The following is a 17,285-nucleotide window of genomic DNA, read 5'->3' as shown; positions in this document are numbered from 1 at the left end:
TTATCTAATTAATACTATCTCCTCTCAGCATTCTAAACTTTTTCCGAGATTCTATAAAATAGATGCTGTCTTCAAAATCGAAAATGATTTTCTCGTAAAGCTGTTTGGCTTCTTCTGGTTTGGCTAAATGTGTGTTGTACAATTCTGCCAAATAGTAGTGTGCATCATCTGCTAAGATATCTTCGCTGTAGTCTGCAATAATTTTTAGATAGTTGGCTTCTGCCTTGTTGTATTGCTTTTTCTTTTCAAACAATTTGGCTTGCTGAAATAAAGCTTGGTCGATGATACTTTCGCCTTTATGTTCTTCTAAAATTTTGTCTAAAAGTGAAATAGCTTCATCTGTTTTGTTCTGAAATGAATACAAATCTGCTTTGGCATAATACTTTAATGCAGTTTGCGTACTGTCTTCCCATTTGTTATCTGAGATCAAGAGTTTTAAATCCAGAGCATCGTTGGCAATCAGTTGTGAGGTTGAAGATTTTAAAATTTTGAGTTGCGATTCTGCCCAATCAAAATCGCCTTTATAGTAGCTGGTTTTTGCGACTTTAAATCGTGCCTCTTGAGAAATCGTACTGTTCTTAAGACTTAACTGAATTTGAGAGTAAAAGATTAAAGCTTCATTAAACCGTTCTTGTAATACCAAAATATCAGCCAATAGTAGTTTTACTTTAGCTTCTTGAAATTCTGAAATATTCAGTTTCATGCTTTTTCGTAAAAAAGAAGTTGCACTTTCAGTATCTTTTTGGTGGAAAGCTAGAAACTCACCATAAGCTAATTGTAGAGGTAAGGTTAGTTCAGACTTTCCGAATTGGTCAAACAATTCATTATAGGCTTTATCGATAACATCCAGTTCTTTTTTTGATGTTGCATTTTGAGTATCAATTTCAAGAATGTATTGATGCGCTGTTAGTGCTGTGGTAGCATCTTGAGTGGTTTCTAAAACGTAAGAGAAGATATCTTTAGAAGTTTCGCTATCATTGTCATTTAGCGCTGTTACAGCGAGTTCAATAATTCGTTCTAAACTCTCAGGATTACGTCTGTATAATGCCTTTTCTTGTATAAAAGATTTGTTGTAGGCTTTCTCTTGTACATATAACCAGCTTAAAAGCTCGTACCAATACGGACTTGGTTCTTGCTGAATTTTTTTCAAAAGCAAACGCCTTAGATAAATGTTGTTTTCGTTGTCTTTGTTTTCGGATATAAAGTCGCTTATGGCACGTTTTATATTGTTGGTATAGTTTGGTCTATAGGCAATATATTCTATGTAGTTTTCAAACATTTTTTCGATATTACCTTGATCTCCATAAATACGAGCCAACTGTATGCTGTAATTTTGATTAGGCAATAATATTTTGCCTTTATCATATACTTTTATCGCTTCTTCTAGTAGAGAATGATCTTCAAACTTTTTGGCAACGCTATACACATAGTTTGGTTTTTCGTCTATGTAGTCAATAGCTTCTTTGTATAGTCTTTTTGCTTGTTCTAAGCTGTCTTTGAGTTGGTAGTTGTAGCCTAACTCAACAATAAGCGTTGGATTTCTGCGTTTTTCCATACGCTGAATTAGGATGTTCTCAGCAGCATCGAATTGCTCTAACTGCTGATGTGTATCAATAAGTTTGAAGAGGTAATTGTAGTTATAAGGTTTCTCTTCGTTGAGATTTTTGTAGATAACAAGAGCTTTTTTGAACTCTCCTTTTTTATAATAACTATCAGCAAGTACTTCGCTATTTTGCGCGCTGGTAAAATAGAAGTTGAAAAGAAGTAATATTATTGGTAGAAAGTTCTTCACAAAAAGTGTTTTTGTAAATATAACAAATGCTGTATCTAGTTATTGTAAATGTTATGATAAAAAAAATGCCTAAACTCAGAGCTTAGGCATTTTGACCAGCAAAATAAATGTGCTATTAACCATTATTCGTATAAATATGATTCAATTACTTTGTCGTGGTATTTTCAATACTTTATAGTTAGAAAAAAACCTTGCTTACCATAACAGCTAGTGCAATGAGTAGTACAATGCGTTTTACATTTTTCATAATTAGGCTAATCCTTGATTTGGAATGCTAACTTCATAAATTTAAATAAAAAAAACGAAGAAATACAGAAAAAATCGATTAAACACGTATTTTTTTAACAAACAAGTCCGAATTTTTCGACAAGAAGAATTTACGAAATTGTGTCAAATCCTGTATAAGGAACTAATACATCAGGGATTTTAATTCCGTCTTCAGTTTGATAGTTTTCTAAAATTCCTGCTAAAACTCTTGGTAATGCTAATGAGCTTCCGTTAAGCGTATGGCATAATTCGTTTCTACCTTCGTTGTTTTTAAAGCGTAATTTTAAACGATTGGCTTGGAAGGTTTCAAAATTTGAAACTGAAGAAATTTCTAACCAACGATCTTGTGCTGTAGAGAATACTTCAAAATCATAAGTAAGAGCAGAAGTAAAGCCCAAATCTCCACCACATAAGCGTAATATTCTGTAAGGTAATTTTAATTCTTTCAAAATACCTTTTACGTGTTCTACCATGCCATCTAAAGCCTCATAAGATTTATCTGGATGCTCCACTCTAAGAATTTCTACTTTATCAAATTGGTGCAAACGATTTAAACCTCTTACATGCGCACCATAACTACCTGCTTCGCGTCTAAAACAAGGTGTGTAGCCAGTGATTGCTTTAGGTAATTCGTCTTCATTTTGAATGGTATCTCTAAAGATATTTGTTGCAGGTACTTCTGCGGTTGGTATTAAGTACAAATTGTCTGCTGTAACATGGTACATCTGGCCTTCTTTGTCTGGTAACTGACCTGTGCCAAAACCAGAAGCCTCATTTACCAAGTGTGGTACTTGTATTTCGGTATATCCTGCTTCAGTATTTTTATCAAGAAAATAGGTGATTAATGCACGTTGTAATTTTGCACCTTTTCCTTTGTATACAGGAAAACCAGCACCAGTGATTTTGTTACCAAGTTCAAAATCTATGATGTCGTACTTTTTTGCAAGCTCCCAGTGTGGTAAAGCACCATCAAACAACGTTGGTATATCTCCTTCGCGATATACTTCTTCGTTGTCTTCGTCTGTGTTTCCGGCAGGAACAATTTCGTTAGGAACGTTAGGAATTTTGTACAACAATTCATTAAGCGCATCTGCTTTTTCATTAAGTTCTTGTTCTAATGTTTTAACAGTGTCTTTTAGCTGTGTTGTCTTTTCTTTGAGAACGTTAGCTTTTTGAACTTCTCCGGATTTAAATAAGTTACCAATCTCTTTTGATAGTGCGTTAGATTCTGCTTTTGTGTTATCTAATTGTGTTTGAAGATTTCTTCGGTCTTCATCTAATGTAATAACATCGTTAATCATCTCGGTAGCATCAATATTTCGTTTTGCTAAACCGTTAATAACAGCGTTTTTATTTTCTCTAATAAAAGCAACTTGTAACATATCTAAAAATTTTGAATTTACGCTTAAAGCGTATAAAATAGGCCAACAAAAGTAATAAGAATTTAAGCAGATAAAAACTATTTTGAAGGTTTATCTACCGAAGTATAAGGCAATATCCAATTGTGGTGTTTAAAATGATACCATTCTTGATTTGCCAAGTCTATTTCAGGGTCTATAAATAACTTTGGTTGTCTGCCATTAATCCTAACGTAAGTCTTAACATACACTTTTACAGATTGCCCTTTTTTTTCAAAATCCTTTTTTAGGTGCTGCGCAAATTGCCAAATAATATCTGGTTTAGTACTTGCACCACGTTGTTGCTTTTTGGTAAGGTAATCATTAAGATTAATGTGCGTTACAGCATTGGTGGCTTTATCTACAACTCTGTAGTTTGCATTGCCACTTTTTGCACGTAGCATCATGCGCCAAGATAGGCGATGGCCTTCTTCTGTCCATAATACATCATCTTTAAAATAATGATGTCTAAGTGGAAGTGCTATGTGTACAAGGAAGTAAGTAATAAAAATTACTATGAAGATATTACTGTGTTTTGGTGTTGTAACTTCGTTTGCGCTATAGAATTCTTTCTTTTTAAGAAAGATGTTTCTAATGCGTTTTGGCTCAAAAAAGAAAAGACTAAATGCTAATGCCAGATAAGGAAAAATGCCTATTTGTAATATGATTGAGTTGAATAAATGAAAGAATATTGAAACAAAAAAAGCAAACTTTCGGGTTGGCTTAAACAGAAGCGCAGGAATAATTAAGCCATCAAATAAAAGACCTCCGTATGCTAAAAAATAATGTAACCATTCTTGTTGCAATAAATCTCCTACAATTGGATAATTTGCTTTTCCTCTCATTAATATTTTAATAAAAGTAGTGTCTAACCAATCTGGATATAGCTTAGCAATGGTTGCATAAGTGTATAGAATAAATAGTTGTATAACAAAAACCCATTTGCACCAAGAAGGCATGGAAAATCGTTTTATTGAAGGTTTTAATTTTGCATCTACAGAAGCGTACATATTTGCAGGCATCAAAACCATTAAAAAACTCAAAATAGAGAGTAAATAGTAATGGTTATTATAAGATGACTTTTGCATTAAGTAGGTGGCTGTCCACATTGTGGCAAACATTAACATGCTAAATCGATATTTGTAACCAACCATAATGAGGAGGCCAAAAATGCCCATTAAGATGTAGTAGGCGTACATCCAGTTGCCAGGTAAGGGTTGTAGCCACTCAAAACCAATAAAAGTGAAAGTAAATTTTGGGTCTATTAAAGTATGTTTTACCCAACCAGTAAATACAGCACCAACAGATTCTAAGAAACAGAGTAAACCAAAGATAATCCTAAAGACAATTAGACCAGAATTATCTATATGTTTAAACAGAAACTTATGCATTTATTGTTTTTATATGTTCTAAGGCATTAGTCATATCGTTACTTAGTTGCTTTTTTAGAGCGTCAAGATTTTCAAATTTTTGTTCACTTCTTAGCCAATGTAGAAATTCGATTTTTAAAACGTTTCCATAAATATCCTTATCAAAATCAAAAAAGTGGACTTCTATAGATCTGGCTTTTCCACTAACTGTTGGATTGGTGCCAATGTTCATCATACCAAAAACTGTTGCGTTATCAATAACTGATTTAACAACGTAAACACCATCTCTTGGAATTAATTTATAAGATTCTTTAATGCGAATGTTTGCAGTAGGATAATCTAAAGTTCGTCCAATACCTTTGCCTTTAACAACTTCTCCCGAAATGAAATAGTTGTAATCTAAGTATGCGTTGGCAACTTCTATATTACCGTTGTCTAGAGCTTTTCTAATTTTTGTAGAACTTACGGTAACATCTTCGATTTCTTGCGCAGAAATTTCTTCAACTTTAAAATTGAATTCTTTTGCAAATATTTTTAGATCATCAATATTGGCACTTCGGTTTTTACCAAAATGATGATCGTAACCTATGACAATTTGTTTGGTGTTGAGTTCTTTTACGAGAATTTGTTCTACATAGTCTTTAGCAGAAAGGTTGGCAAATTCTTTTGTAAACTCTTTTACAATAACACTTTGTATTCCTATATTTTTGAGAAGTTGAATGCGTTCATCAATGGTGTTAAGAAGCTTTATGTTGTCGTCTTTTTGAAGCACCATACGAGGATGAGGAAATAAGGTTAGTACTGTAGGGACAAGACCTTCTTTTTGCGCAAGAGCAACAATATGTTTAAGTATTTTTTGGTGTCCTATGTGGACTCCATCAAATGTACCTATGGTTAATATTTTTTTAGACTTCAAAGCAATTCCTAATGTATTATCAAAGTTAGGTGTTTAATTAGAAAATAAATAATGAGTAAGTCTATTTTCCGTTAAATTGATTCATGGTATTACTTACACCAGCCAAAGCAAAGGATTTAACTAGTTCTGCTGAGGTTTTAAGGCGTTCGTTAAGCTTAGAGTTTTCATCTTCAGTCCATTCGCCAAGAACATAATCTACTTGTCTTCCTTTGCTAAATGCATCACTAATACCAAACCTAAAACGGTTGTATTTTGTAGTCTGTAACTTATCCTGTATGTCTTTGAGACCATTGTGTCCTCCGTCGCTTCCTTTGGTTTTAAGTCTAAGCGTGCCAAAAGGCAAGTTAAGGTCGTCGGTTATAATTAGTAAGTTGTTTAGAGGTACTTTTTCTTTTTCTAACCAGTATTTTACAGCTTTACCACTAAGATTCATATAGGTGCTTGGCTTCAGTAAAATTAAAGTTCTGCCTTTGACTTTTAAGGAGGTTACATCTCCAAGTTTTACGGTTTCGAAAGTGGCATCTTCTTTTTCGGCTAAATAATCTAAAATTTTAAAACCGATATTGTGCCTTGTGTTGTGATATTTTTCTCCAATATTCCCTAATCCAACAATTAAGAATTTTTTCATAGCATCTTCTTCATTTTCTATAACGGTAGAGCTAAAGCCCAACCATTTTTTTATGCGTTTCCACATTTTATTTAATTTGTGTAAAAATAAAAAAGCATTCTGTAAAAGAATGCTTTTTTAATATTTGAAAAAGTTATTAGACTAGTCTTAAGCTTCAGCTCCTTCAGTTTCCTCTTCTTCGTCTTCATCATCAGCGCCAGCAACAGATAATCTACTTCTCTTAACTTGACATACAACAGTGTTGTTTGGGTGTAAGAATTTGTAGTCTTCGTTTTCTAAAGCTGTAATGTATAATTTGTTTCCAATTTTTAATGGAGTAATATCTACTTCTATAAAATCTGGTAATTTAGAAGGGATAGCTTTTACTCTTAATTTACGGTAAGGTCTCTTTAATACACCACCATTAAGTACACCTCTAGAAGTACCAACGATTTGAACAGGAATTTCCATAGTAATTTCTCTGTCTTCAAAGATTTGGTAAAAATCTATGTGAAGTATTTTGTCGGTTACTGGGTGAAATTGAATATCCTGCATAATAGCATTATATTTCTCACCGTTATCTAAGGCAATCACAACTGTATGCGCATTTGGTGTGTATACAAGTTTTGAAAAAGCCAATTCTGGTGCAGAGAAATGTAATGGCTTATCTCCTCCGTATATAACGCAAGGAACCTGACCAGCATTACGTAAGGCTTTTGTTGATGTTTTGCCTACGCTTTCTCTTTGAGATCCATCGATTGTAATTGATTTCATTTTAAAAGTTTAATTATTAATATATAAATTCCTCATTTTGAGGGCTGCAAATTTAAACATATAATAGAGAAATACTAGCCTTTTTGTGCAATTTTTTGATTGGCTAGTAAAATTCTACTGTTATTAGAAAATAGTTTTGTAAAAAAGCAACAGGAATTACGCCTGTTACATTACAAATTTATTGCTAATAGACTTGTTGTGGTGTACATTTTGCATTACTCCTGCAAATAAATCTGCACAACTTAATACTCTAAGTTTTTCGCTTTTTTGTTTTAACGGAATAGAGTTGGTTACAATTAACTCTTCAAGTTTAGAATTTTCTAATTTTTCATAAGCACTACCAGATAAAATAGGATGTGTACAGATAGCTCTTACACTTTTAGCGCCACGTTCCATCATTAAGTCGGCAGCTTTGGTAAGTGTGCCAGCTGTGTCTACCATGTCGTCTACCAAAACTACGTTTTTGCCTGTAACATCACCAATGAGTTCCATGTGAGATATTACATTGGCTTTAGCACGTTGTTTGTAGCAAATTACAACATCGCTTTTTAGAGCTTTAGAATATGCATAAGCTCTTTTAGATCCACCCATGTCAGGAGATGCAATTGTAAGGTTGTCTAAATTAAGACTTCTTAAGTAAGGTAAAAAGATAGTAGATGCAAAAAGGTGATCTACTGGTTTTTCAAAAAATCCTTGTATTTGGTCTGCATGCAGATCCATAGTAATGATACGAGTTGCTCCTGCAGCTTCAAGCATCTTGGCAACTAGCTTTGCAGCAATAGGTACTCTTGGTTTGTCTTTTCTGTCTTGTCTGGCCCAACCAAAATAAGGCATAACAGCAGTAATGTGTCTGGCAGAGGCACGCTTAGCGGCATCTATCATTAATAACATTTCCATCAAGTTTTCTGGTCCAGGATGAGTAGAACCAATAATAAAAATACGAGTACCTCTAATAGATTCTTCGTAAGAAGGTTGAAACTCACCATCGCTATAAGTTGAGGTAATCACGTTACCTAAATCAACTCCATATGCGGCTGCAATTTCTTGAGCTAAATCTTGACTTTGTGAACAGGTAAAAATCTTAGCTTCTGTAATGTTGTTAGGCATCTGAAAGAGTAATTAAAAAGGGTTGTTTGTTGTGTTGTTTTAAGGGTTCAAAGTTAGAAAAATAATTTACTCACAAAAAGCATAAAACCTACTATTTTTAGTTGCTTGCAGAAAAATATTTTATACTTTTGCTGTTCTGTTTAGCTCAAGTGGCGGAATTGGTAGACGCGCTGGATTCAAAATCCAGTTTCTTCGGAAGTGTGGGTTCGATTCCCACCTTGAGTACTAAAGAATTTTAAAAGCAAGCATAATTATTGTGCTTGCTTTTTTATTTTGAATGGATTTGGTACATTTTTTGTGGCTTTTTTGTTGAATAACTAACTATAAACCAACAACATTATGAAGCTAAAATCCATTGTTTTCTCCATGGTTTTGCTGTTGGGTTTTGGTATTACTGCCCAAACCGAATTAGAATGCAAAACAAACCTGTCTAACGCTCATGTAGCTACTCAAGCAAAAAATTATGATGCTGCTTATGAGCCTTGGCTATATTTGAAAAAGAATTGCCCAGATTTAAATCTCGCCATATATGTAGATGGTGAAAAAATCCTTAAACACAAAATCGAAAACTCGAAAGGCGAAGTTCAATTGAGTTTTGTAAATGCACTTTTAGATTTATGGATACAGCGTTATGAACATTTTAAGAACGATACACCAAAAGGTGAATTTGACGCAAAAGCATGTCAATTACAATACGATTACAGAGAAGAATTAAGTAAAACGTCTTTAGAACTATTTGGTTGTTTTGATACAGCTTTTGGCGCAGATAAAGAAACCTTTACACACCCTAAAAGTCTATACACCTACTTTTCTTTGATGGTTGAGTTATTTGATGAAGGTAAGAAATCGCCAACCGAATTATTTGAAACCTACGATGATGTTAGTGAAAAAATAGAAGTTGAAATTCAGAATTATTCAGAAAAGTTAAACGCTTTGGTAGAAAAAGTTGATAGCGGAGGCGCACTTACAGGTAGTGAAGAAAACAAGAAAAGAGCTTATGAGAGTTATCTTAAAAACTATACACTTATTCAGAATAATATGAATGTTATAATAGATAAAAGAGCCACTTGCAAGAATCTGATTCCGTTATATACCAAAGATTTTGAATTGCATCAAAATGATTCTATTTGGCTAAAACGTTCCGTTAGCAGAATGTATCACAAAGATTGTACAGATGACGATCTTTATGAAAAGTTGGTTAAGCAATACGATAAGGTAGCTCCATCTGCAGATACCAAAGTGTATATAGCAACACTCTTGTTTAAAAAAGGAAAAGATAAAGAAGCTCTAGAATACTTAGGAAAAGCAGGTGAGCTAGAGACTAGACCTTATAAAAAAGCCAATATTATGTTTAGAATAGGTACTATTCTAAAAGAAAAGAGACAGTATTCAAAAGCACGAAATTATTTGTCTGAAGCATTGAAGTTAAATCCTTCAAACGGAAAACCACATCTGTTAATAGCGTTAATGTATCATGACAGTGCTAAGGATAAAAACTGTGGTAAGGATAATTTTGAGCAAAGAGCAATTTTTTGGTTAGCTGCCGAAGAAGCTCAAAAAGCATCTAGAGTAGATCCAACCCTAAATGATTTGGTGCAAAAATATGTGGATAGCTATTTAGCAAAAGCTCCTACTAAAGAAGAAATATTTCTTAGTGGTTTAGCTGGTAAAACTTTAAAAATAGGATGCTGGATTAACAGAACAATAAAAGTGCCTGATGTAGACTGGCATTAGAGAAATTTGTATAATTACCTTTCAAAAAAAACCTAAGGATATCTTTAGGTTTTTTTTTCAATATTAATCGTAACTTTGAACTATCCCAAATTAAATAAATTTAAATTATGTTCGAAAATTTTTGGTTCAATGTGCAGTATGGCATTAACCACGTTTTAGATATCAATGGTTACGACCATGTTCTTTTTTTAATGGTACTGGCTGTACCTTACGTTTTTAAGGATTGGAAACGTGTTTTGCTTCTGGTTTCTATGTTTACTTTAGGGCATACCTTGTCACTAGTCTTGGCAGCTTATGGTGTTGTTTCTGTAGATGGAGGACTGGTTGAATTCTTAATACCTATTACCATTTTAATTGCTGCAGTTTACAATGTATTTACTGCAGGTAAAAAAGATCGAGGCAAAAAAATAGGGTTATTGTTCTTTACAACATTGTTTTTTGGTTTAATTCACGGTTTAGGATTTGCCAGAGAGTTTAAGATGTTTGCAGGTCAATCTGAAAACAAAATAGAACTACTTTTAGAGTTTGCATTAGGTATTGAAATTGCACAAATTATTATTGTGTTTGTAGTTTTATTCCTTGGGTTTTTATTTCAGACTCTATTTAGATTTTCGCGTCGCGATTGGGTTATGGTACTTTCTGCAATTGTGATAGGATTGGTTTTTGAAATGCTGATTCGTAATGATTACTTATGGTAGTGCTAAAGTTTTGTAAAACTTTAACGACAGCGTAATTGCTTATACAATTCTATCCTATTATATTCGTTATTTACATTGTATAAAACACTTAATGTCAAACAAAAAACAATTACGATACGATAAAGCCTATTTGCGTATTGCTCAAGAATGGGGAAAACTATCTCACTGTAAGCGTAAACAAGTTGGAGCACTCATTGTAAAAGACCGAATGATTATCTCAGACGGTTACAATGGTACACCAACAGGTTTTGAGAATTATTGTGAAGATGATGAAGGATACACTAAATGGTATGTGCTTCATGCAGAGGCTAATGCTATCTTAAAAGTGGCTTCTTCCACTCAATCTTGCAAAGGAGCAACGTTGTACATTACACTATCGCCTTGTAAGGAGTGTAGTAAGTTAATACATCAGGCAGGTATTGTAAGAGTTGTGTATTCTCAACCTTATAAAGACGATTCTGGTATAGAGTTTTTAAAAAAGGCAGGAATAGATATAGAGTTGATTGAGGAGCTTAATTAAGCCTTAATTATACAACAAACATCATGGCAACAAAAAACAAGTACATACCACTTATTATTGGTGTAGCTATAGCTGCAGGTGTTGTCATTGGTGGAAAACTAAATTTTACAGATACTTCAGATAATCTTTTTACAACAAACAGTAAAAAAGATAAGCTCAATCGGTTAATAGATTATATAGACTACGAATATGTTGATGATGTTAATACAGATAGTATTGTAGATGTTACAGTCAATGGAATTTTAGACAACTTAGATCCTCATTCTACGTATATTCCTAAAGAAGATTTAGAGCGCATTACTGAGAGTATGAAGGGTGATTTTGTGGGTATAGGTATTAATTACTACCCTTATAAAGATACTATTACTGTTATAAAGCCTACAGAAGATGGGCCTAGTGAAGGTGCAGGAATAATGAGTGGTGATCGTATTTTGCTTGCAGATGGAGATACAATTTATGGTAGAGGAGTTACTAATGAGTTTATTTCAAAAAAATTAAAAGGCAAAAAAAATTCTACAGTAAAGCTTACAGTCTATAGAAAAAGCGAAGATGAAATCTTAGAATTTGAAATTAAACGTAAGACCATACCAATAAAAAGTGTAGATGCAGCCTATATGCTAACAGACGATTTAGGATATATAAAAATGAATCGTTTTGCAGAGACTAGTTACAGAGAGTTTAAGGTAGCATTAGAAGATTTGCAAGATCAAGGTGCAACAAAATTGGCGTTAGACTTAAGAGATAATCCTGGAGGTTTTCTGGGTATAGCAGAGCAAATTGCAGATGAATTTTTAGAAGACGATAAACTCATTTTGTTTACAAGAGACAAAAAAGGACGAGAAGAGCGTACGTATGCTACACGGAGAGGTGATTTTGAAGAAGGAGAAATATACATTCTTATTAATGAGAATTCAGCTTCAGCAAGTGAAGTAATTGCCGGAGCATTACAAGACAATGATAAAGGTATTATAGTTGGTAGACGTTCTTATGGTAAGGGTTTAGTGCAACGCGAAATGGCTCTTGGAGATGGTAGTGCTGTGCGCTTAACCGTTTCTAGGTACTACACACCAACAGGTCGTTCTATACAAAGACCTTACACTAATGGCGACAATAGTTCTTATTATAATGATTATTACAAGCGCTTAAGAACCGGTGAGTTAGCAGATGAGGATAATATTGAGGTTGATGATTCACTAAAGTTTACAACACCAAAAGGAAAGGTTGTGTATGGTGGAGGAGGCATTATACCAGATGTTTTTGTGCCTGTAGATAGATCCTTTGATAACGAAACAATAAATTACCTAAGGCGTCGAGGGCATTTTGGTTATTTTGTTTTTGAAGAGTTAGATAAGGATAGAAGCGTTTATCAAGATGTTACAAAGTATGATTTTATAAATAATTTTGAAGTCAGTGACGATATTGTTGTGCGCTTTCAGGATTATGTAAATCAAAAAGAGGGCACAAACATTACGTTTGTTGCTTATAATGATGAAATAAGACGCCTGATAAAAGCAACCTTAGCCAGACAATTGTTTGATGATAATTCCTTTGAAGAAATACTAAATAAGGAAGATATTATGGTACAAGAAGTGATTCTTATTAGTGGCGAGCATCCTAGTTTTAAGCAATAACTTTATCGTGTACTTTGGTTTGTTTACCATCATTCCAAAGCGTAAGAATATCCGTCGCTACATGAGCACCACTTCCAGAGGCAATAGCAAATTGACTTCTCCAACCAGCTAAAGTACCTGCAACGTATAAGTTATCTTCTACTAAATGATCTGTGTTTTTTAGCCAGATTCTATCTTTTTCTACAGCAGCTCTGGGATGAGGTTCTACATAACGTTCTAAGCCTTTGATGGTTAGAAGATTAGTGTAGCCAACAGCAACAACCACAATTTTAGAAAAATACTCACTTTTGTTAGTTGTAATTTTAAACCCTTCAGAATTCTGTTCTATTTGCGTAACTTTTTCTTTGTCTATTTGAGTAACATGAGGGTAAAGCGCTTTGAGCTGTTCTATACCATCGCTTAAAATGTCTTCGCCCAGAGTGCCTGGTTTAAGTCCAAGGACGTTATTAAACAAAGCGGTTTGTAAATGCGAACTTTTTTGATGAGCAATAATGCCTATGTTTTTATTGTTAGCAAAGGGTTTTTCTTTGGCAGAACCTAATACTAAAGCGCAAGACAAACCTGCTGCGCCAGCACCAATAATTAATGCATCAAAACTCATTTTCTTGTTTTGCTTAAGGTTTCAATTTTCTTAGATATTCTAAGGATTTGTAACAGTATAATAGCACAAAGCGCAGCAACTATTGTAATAATTGCCACTTTGCTTTCGCCTGTAAGTAAGGCATCAAAATTCAGTTTAGTTGCATTGTATGCTATAAGACCTATGGCAATAATGGTAAATATCCAGGTAAAAATCTTCATGTTAAAAAATGTTTAGGCTAATAGCATTTTAATATTATGAGCAAATAATTTTACTGCTATTGCTAACAAAATTACACCAAAAACTTTTCTAATTATGTTAATACCATTTTTACCTATAAGTTTTTCGATTTTAGCAGAAGTTTTAAGAACAGCATATATTACTATAACATTGAATATTACAGCAACAATGATGTTTTCTATTTCAAACTCAGCACGTAGGGATAATAAAGTTGTTAAACTACCAGGACCAGCAATAAGAGGAAAAGCTAATGGAAAAACAGAAGCTGTCATAGCACTGCTCTCGTCATCCTTATAAAGGGTTATACCAAGTATCATTTCTAAGGCAATAAAGAAAATAATAAATGCACCAGCAACAGCAAATGAGTTGACGTCAATACCGATGAGGTTTAATAAGCTTTTACCCACAAAAAGGAAAACGATCATAATCACACCAGCAATTAAGGCAGCCTTTTCGCTCTGTATATGACCAACTTTTTTACGTAAATCTATAATAATAGGAATATTGCCAATAATATCAATTACAGCAAACAAAACCATAAAAGCAGTAAATATTTGTTTAAATTCTAACTGCATAACTTTCGTTTTTAAAATTCGGCGCAAAGGTCTTATTTTATTGTGGATTAACAATATTAAATAACGGTAAAGTTTATTTATTTTTGTGGCATGTTTCAGTTAGGAAAAACAATAGTTTCAGAAGATATTATAGAAAAGGATTTTGTGTGTAACCTTTCGGCATGCAAAGGCGAATGTTGTATAGATGGTGATGCAGGCGCTCCTTTGGATGAAGAAGAAATCAAAATCTTAGATGATATCTACCCAAAAGTAAAGCCTTTTTTGCGCAAAGAAGGCATAGAGGTTATAGAAGCTCAAGGTGCTTGGGTAAAAACAACTTATGGCGAATTAGAAACTCCGCTTATTAACGGAGCAGAGTGTGCTTATGTTATTTTTGATGAAAAGAACACAGCTCTTTGTGGTATAGAGGAAGCTTATAATCAAGGTGAAATAAGCTGGAAAAAACCTGTTTCTTGCCATCTTTATCCGATTAGAGTAAAGGACTATTCTGAGTTTTCTGCAGTTAACTACGAAAAATGGGAGATCTGCGATGATGCCTGTTCTCTTGGTAAAGAATTGCAAGTGCCTATTTATAAGTTTGTAAAAGAAGCTTTAATTAGAAAATTTGGTGAAGATTGGTATGCCGAATTAGAAAAAATTGCGGATAAAAACTTTAAATAACTGTTAGATTACTTTTTTTACTTGAATATCTCATTTAAAATGTAATCGATATTTCTCAACCCATAACGAGTATTTTGTTGATACTGATGTAAGTATTTACTTTTTTTCTATATTGGATGCTTCAACCAAAAATCTAACTCCATATATGGAAGAAGTACCTAGCATTAATACTCAAGAAACGTCGTGTACAATTTGTAAAACTTCCATGGATTTAGAGGATATCTATTGCTCTGAATGTGGTTATCCAGAAAAAGGAAATGAACGTGAAATTGCGCTTTTTCATGCCAGGAGAGCTATGCAAAAAAATCAGAATATGGATGCTGGTAAGAAAATTAGATCAGCAAGAAATATACTGTACGTCATGGCTGGTATTGTGCTTGTAATTGGGTTCTTCGATTTTTTTCAAAGTCAAGATGTGGGAGTTTTAATTACTAATGCTATTCTTGGGATTATCTATCTGTTATTAGGTGCTTGGACATCTAAAAAACCATTGGCAGCACTATTACTTGGCTTGTTTCTGTATTTAACAACAATAATTATCTCAGCTATTTTTGACCCTTCAACAATTTTGAGAGGTATTATACTTAAAATAATCATTACCGTGTACCTTGGAGTAGGTGTGTATTCTGCTTCTTCAATAAAAAAGTAAAATAGGATTTAAGAAATATGAATATTATCTGTAGCAATTGTAATGCTGAGTTATATAAAGAGGTAAAGTTTTGTTCTAAGTGTGGAAAACAGCTTCATAAAAATGAAATTGATAAAAGAACATCTTCACTAAACTTAATTATCGTTTTTTACACCACTTTCTTGTTGTTTGCGGTTGTATCTTATTTGTTCTACAACGAATATCCTTACAATCTTTTGGTTGAAATTGTAATAGAAAGTGTATTTGCACTAATGGTAGTTATTTTTTCTTTGTTTGACTATAAAGAGATATTGAAGCTCTATAAAATTCCTAAGTTAAATAAGAAGATTCTGGCTTTTTCTCTGGTGTTTCCATTATTGTCCGCTGTTATAGTCTACTTTTCTATTGCTTTTTTAAATGAATCTTTATTTGGCCTTAACGAAAATTATTACAGCGAATATGTGTACTTAGATTACCCTCTGTTTTGGGCAATTTTGTTTACAGCCATTTTACCTCCAATATTCGAAGAATTAGGGTTTAGAGGTTTCTTGTTTAATAGCTTGCAAAAGGTAGTTAGTGAGCGAATAACCATTATAGCAACAGCTTTTATTTTTGCGCTTATCCATTTTTCGTTTATATCATTTATATGGATCTTTCCTTTTGGTCTAATTTTGGGATATATTAGAAGTAAGTACAATACGCTCTGGTATGGTATAATTATTCACTTTATACACAATTTTGTTGTGTTAATGATAGATTATTACAACTTTAATAATTCGCTTTTTTAGTATCAAAAAAAATCAATGATATAGCATAAAAAAAGCACCCAGATCCTTGTTGAAAGGGTGAGTGCTTTTTTACCTCTATAAAAAATAATGGATTAATTAATTTGCCTCCATCAAAGCAAAAAACTTGTCAATATTAGGCATTAATATAATGCGTGTTCTTCTGTTTTTTGATCTGTTTTCTCTAGTGTCATTGTTTACCAGAGGTTGGTAGCTACTACGACCAGATGCTATTAATTTTGCAGGATCTACTTTGTACTTGTGTTGCAGTTTTCTTACAACAGATGTTGCTCTTAGTACACTTAAGTCCCAGTTGTCTTGTATTTTTTCTGTGTTAATACCTCTAGAGTCTGTATGGCCTTCTACCATAACATCAATGCTTTCTTCAGAGTTAATAACATCTGCTAGCTTTTGTAAAATATTGTCTGCTTTACTGCTTATTCTGTAGCTTCCAGAATTAAACAACATTTTATCAGAGATAGAAATCATTACCACAGTTTCGTTAATATTTACAGCGATATCTTCATCCTCATTTAAGTCAGTACTGTTCATGGTTTTTTCAAGATTGTACTGTATGGCTAAATTCATCGAATCTTTTAAAGTCTTAGCTTCTGCTAACTTAGAAGGATCTACATTTTGTAGCGTAGCTAGCATTTTGCGCTTACTCTCGTTAGACATTACTGTGCCATCTTTGTTAACATCTAGCTTAATGTCATTTTCCATTGTTAAGCCTTCTACATCTTCATTTAGTGAGCTAATTTTTTCGTTATATCTATCAACTCGCTCTTGAATTTTTGCAAACTTAGTTTCTAAATCTTCTTTTTCTACTTGAGTTTTGGTTAGTTGACTTTTAATCTCTCCGTTTTCTTGTTCTAAAGCCATGTATTTCTTTTTTGAAACACATGAGTTTAAAAGAATTGTTGCTACTAAAAGCATTGAAATTTTTTTCATGTTTTTGTTTTAATTAGTTTATCCGGTACAAGTAGATATACGACCAAATACAT

18 protein-coding genes and 1 tRNA gene are annotated in these 17,285 nt (G+C 33.2%); 8 read left to right on the top strand and 11 right to left on the bottom strand.

Annotated features, from left to right (window positions below; translation table 11 throughout):
- Positions 1-4 precede the first annotated feature (4 nt).
- From P7122_RS09330 to P7122_RS09300, 7 genes are all read right to left on the bottom strand, one after another.
- Positions 5-1,792 (bottom strand): tetratricopeptide repeat protein, encoded by a 1,788-nt coding sequence (locus P7122_RS09330; RefSeq protein WP_278005518.1) that lies wholly within the window; start codon positions 1,790-1,792, stop codon positions 5-7.
- Positions 1,793-2,169: 377 nt separating this feature from the next.
- Positions 2,170-3,441, bottom strand: a complete 1,272-nt coding sequence (serS, locus tag P7122_RS09325; RefSeq protein WP_278005517.1) for a serine--tRNA ligase — start codon at positions 3,439-3,441, stop codon at positions 2,170-2,172.
- A gap of 77 nt (positions 3,442-3,518) precedes the next feature.
- Complete coding sequence (locus P7122_RS09320) at positions 3,519-4,847, bottom strand: HTTM domain-containing protein (RefSeq protein WP_278005516.1); 1,329 nt, start codon at positions 4,845-4,847, stop codon at positions 3,519-3,521.
- Complete coding sequence (locus tag P7122_RS09315; protein ID WP_347402814.1) at positions 4,840-5,742, bottom strand: bifunctional riboflavin kinase/FAD synthetase; 903 nt, start codon at positions 5,740-5,742, stop codon at positions 4,840-4,842. Before P7122_RS09315 ends, P7122_RS09320 begins: the two co-directional genes overlap by 8 nt.
- A 61-nt stretch (positions 5,743-5,803) precedes the next feature.
- Entirely contained in the window at positions 5,804-6,436 is a 633-nt protein-coding gene (pth, locus tag P7122_RS09310; RefSeq protein ID WP_278005515.1) for an aminoacyl-tRNA hydrolase, read from the bottom strand.
- Positions 6,437-6,517: 81 nt separating this feature from the next.
- Positions 6,518-7,123, bottom strand: a complete 606-nt coding sequence (locus P7122_RS09305) for a 50S ribosomal protein L25/general stress protein Ctc (protein WP_278005514.1) — start codon at positions 7,121-7,123, stop codon at positions 6,518-6,520.
- A gap of 165 nt (positions 7,124-7,288) precedes the next feature.
- Positions 7,289-8,230: a ribose-phosphate pyrophosphokinase gene (locus P7122_RS09300; protein WP_278005513.1), complete on the bottom strand. Its 942-nt coding sequence runs from the start codon at positions 8,228-8,230 to the stop codon at positions 7,289-7,291.
- A 143-nt stretch (positions 8,231-8,373) separates the two neighbouring features.
- Between P7122_RS09300 and P7122_RS09295 the strand changes: the two genes are divergently transcribed.
- From P7122_RS09295 to P7122_RS09275, 5 genes are all read left to right on the top strand, one after another.
- Positions 8,374-8,455: transfer RNA gene (locus tag P7122_RS09295), tRNA-Leu, on the top strand.
- 114 nt (positions 8,456-8,569) lie between these two features.
- Positions 8,570-9,964, top strand: coding sequence for a tetratricopeptide repeat protein (locus P7122_RS09290; RefSeq protein ID WP_278005512.1), 1,395 nt, complete (start codon positions 8,570-8,572; stop codon positions 9,962-9,964).
- A 107-nt stretch (positions 9,965-10,071) separates the two neighbouring features.
- Positions 10,072-10,662, top strand: a complete 591-nt coding sequence (locus P7122_RS09285) for a HupE/UreJ family protein (RefSeq protein ID WP_278005511.1) — start codon at positions 10,072-10,074, stop codon at positions 10,660-10,662.
- Positions 10,663-10,753: 91 nt separating this feature from the next.
- Positions 10,754-11,182, top strand: a complete 429-nt coding sequence (locus P7122_RS09280) for a deoxycytidylate deaminase (protein WP_278005510.1) — start codon at positions 10,754-10,756, stop codon at positions 11,180-11,182.
- Between the two features lie 23 nt (positions 11,183-11,205).
- A complete protein-coding gene (locus tag P7122_RS09275; RefSeq protein ID WP_278005509.1) occupies positions 11,206-12,813 on the top strand; it encodes a S41 family peptidase in 1,608 nt (535 codons plus the stop codon).
- Here the strand turns inward: P7122_RS09275 and P7122_RS09270 are convergent.
- The 3 genes from P7122_RS09270 to P7122_RS09260 are packed head-to-tail and all read right to left on the bottom strand — an operon-like array spanning position 12,803 to position 14,208.
- Positions 12,803-13,414 (bottom strand): FAD-dependent oxidoreductase, encoded by a 612-nt coding sequence (locus P7122_RS09270; protein WP_278005508.1) that lies wholly within the window; start codon positions 13,412-13,414, stop codon positions 12,803-12,805. The two genes, P7122_RS09275 and P7122_RS09270, sit on opposite strands and share 11 nt — an antisense overlap.
- The gene (locus tag P7122_RS09265) at positions 13,411-13,614 is read right to left on the bottom strand and encodes a hypothetical protein (protein WP_278005507.1); all 204 of its coding nucleotides are present in this window, start codon (positions 13,612-13,614) and stop codon (positions 13,411-13,413) included. The genes P7122_RS09270 and P7122_RS09265 overlap by 4 nt, the downstream gene beginning before the upstream one ends.
- A gap of 12 nt (positions 13,615-13,626) precedes the next feature.
- Positions 13,627-14,208 (bottom strand): MarC family protein, encoded by a 582-nt coding sequence (locus tag P7122_RS09260; protein ID WP_278005506.1) that lies wholly within the window; start codon positions 14,206-14,208, stop codon positions 13,627-13,629.
- A gap of 90 nt (positions 14,209-14,298) precedes the next feature.
- Between P7122_RS09260 and P7122_RS09255 the strand changes: the two genes are divergently transcribed.
- The 3 genes from P7122_RS09255 to P7122_RS09245 all read left to right on the top strand — a co-directional run bounded on the left by P7122_RS09255 (position 14,299) and on the right by P7122_RS09245 (position 16,284).
- Positions 14,299-14,868, top strand: a complete 570-nt coding sequence (locus P7122_RS09255) for a DUF3109 family protein (RefSeq protein WP_278005505.1) — start codon at positions 14,299-14,301, stop codon at positions 14,866-14,868.
- A 145-nt stretch (positions 14,869-15,013) separates the two neighbouring features.
- Positions 15,014-15,517, top strand: coding sequence for a hypothetical protein (locus tag P7122_RS09250; protein WP_278005504.1), 504 nt, complete (start codon positions 15,014-15,016; stop codon positions 15,515-15,517).
- 17 nt (positions 15,518-15,534) lie between these two features.
- Positions 15,535-16,284 carry a CPBP family intramembrane glutamic endopeptidase gene (locus P7122_RS09245; protein ID WP_278005503.1) on the top strand — a complete coding sequence of 250 codons (750 nt, stop codon included), beginning with the start codon at positions 15,535-15,537 and terminating at the stop codon, positions 16,282-16,284.
- A gap of 96 nt (positions 16,285-16,380) precedes the next feature.
- Here P7122_RS09245 and P7122_RS09240 read toward each other — a convergent pair whose 3' ends face one another.
- Positions 16,381-17,232 (bottom strand): OmpA/MotB family protein, encoded by an 852-nt coding sequence (locus P7122_RS09240; protein WP_278005502.1) that lies wholly within the window; start codon positions 17,230-17,232, stop codon positions 16,381-16,383.
- Between the last annotated feature and the right edge of the window lie 53 nt (positions 17,233-17,285).

Source organism: Winogradskyella marincola (assembly GCF_029624125.1).
GTDB lineage: Bacteria > Bacteroidota > Bacteroidia > Flavobacteriales > Flavobacteriaceae > Winogradskyella > Winogradskyella marincola.
This window is presented reverse-complemented; position numbering and strand designations above follow the sequence as displayed.